We start from the raw sequence: 988 nt of genomic DNA on the forward strand, positions 1-988 counted from the left end.
CAGATGCTCTACCAACTGAGCTAATGGCTCGTAAATGGCTGGGCTAGCTGGATTCGAACCAGCGCATGACGGAGTCAAAGTCCGTTGCCTTACCGCTTGGCTATAGCCCATTAATATTTACTAGTATGGTTATCTTCTCAAAAAAATAAACCCTTTCAGGTTATTTTAAAGAAAATGGTGGAGGGGGGCAGATTCGAACTGCCGAACCCGAAGGAGCGGATTTACAGTCCGCCGCGTTTAGCCACTTCGCTACCCCTCCGACATTTAAACATATATGGTGGAGGATGACGGGATCGAACCGCCGACCCCCTGCTTGTAAGGCAGGTGCTCTCCCAGCTGAGCTAATCCTCCAAAAGTGGTGACCCGTACGGGATTCGAACCCGTGTTACCGCCGTGAAAGGGCGGTGTCTTAACCACTTGACCAACGGGCCAAAAATTTAAAAATTTTTTCCAAGCTTCCAACCGGGCTTGAACCGGTGACCTCTTCCTTACCATGGAAGTACTCTACCAGCTGAGCTATGGAAGCATAATGGCTCCGCAGGTAGGAATCGAACCTACGACCGATCGGTTAACAGCCGATAGCTCTACCGCTGAGCTACTGCGGAATAATACAAGCCTGGCAACGTCCTACTCTCACAGGGACAAGGTCCCAACTACCATCGGCGCTAGAGAGCTTAACTTCCGTGTTCGGTATGGGAACGGGTGTGACCTCTCTGCCATCATTACCAGACTTTTATCATTATACACATTCTTTTCAGAATGTCAAAAGGAATTTTAAATATATATTCCTTCAAAACTAGATAACATTGCTACATATTATATGGTTAAGTCCTCGATCTATTAGTATTCGTCAGCTCCACATGTCACCATGCTTCCACCTCGAACCTATCAACCTGATCATCTTTCAGGGATCTTACTAGCTTACGCTATGGGAAATCTCATCTTGAGGGGGGCTTCATGCTTAGATGCTTTCAGCACTTATCCCTTC

At 47.2% G+C, this 988-nt stretch carries 6 tRNA genes and 2 rRNA genes; all 8 read right to left on the minus strand.

Annotated features, from left to right (window positions below):
* Positions 1-35: 35 nt before the first annotated feature.
* Positions 36-110 (minus strand) — tRNA-Gln (locus MR170_RS30755).
* Positions 111-175: 65 nt separating this feature from the next.
* A tRNA-Tyr gene (locus MR170_RS30760) sits at positions 176-259 on the minus strand.
* Between the two features lie 16 nt (positions 260-275).
* A tRNA-Val gene (locus MR170_RS30765) sits at positions 276-351 on the minus strand.
* Between the two features lie 5 nt (positions 352-356).
* Positions 357-431 (minus strand) — tRNA-Glu (locus MR170_RS30770).
* A 22-nt stretch (positions 432-453) separates the two neighbouring features.
* Positions 454-526, minus strand: a tRNA-Thr gene (locus tag MR170_RS30775).
* Between the two features lie 4 nt (positions 527-530).
* Positions 531-605: transfer RNA gene (locus tag MR170_RS30780), tRNA-Asn, on the minus strand.
* A gap of 9 nt (positions 606-614) precedes the next feature.
* Positions 615-730, minus strand: a 5S ribosomal RNA gene (gene rrf, locus MR170_RS30785).
* Positions 731-820: 90 nt separating this feature from the next.
* Positions 821-988 (minus strand): 23S ribosomal RNA (locus tag MR170_RS30790); the annotation flags it as partial.

It is taken from the genome of Bacillus cereus group sp. BfR-BA-01524 (assembly GCF_022662595.1).
Taxonomy (GTDB): Bacteria; Bacillota; Bacilli; order Bacillales; family Bacillaceae_G; genus Bacillus_A; species Bacillus_A thuringiensis_S.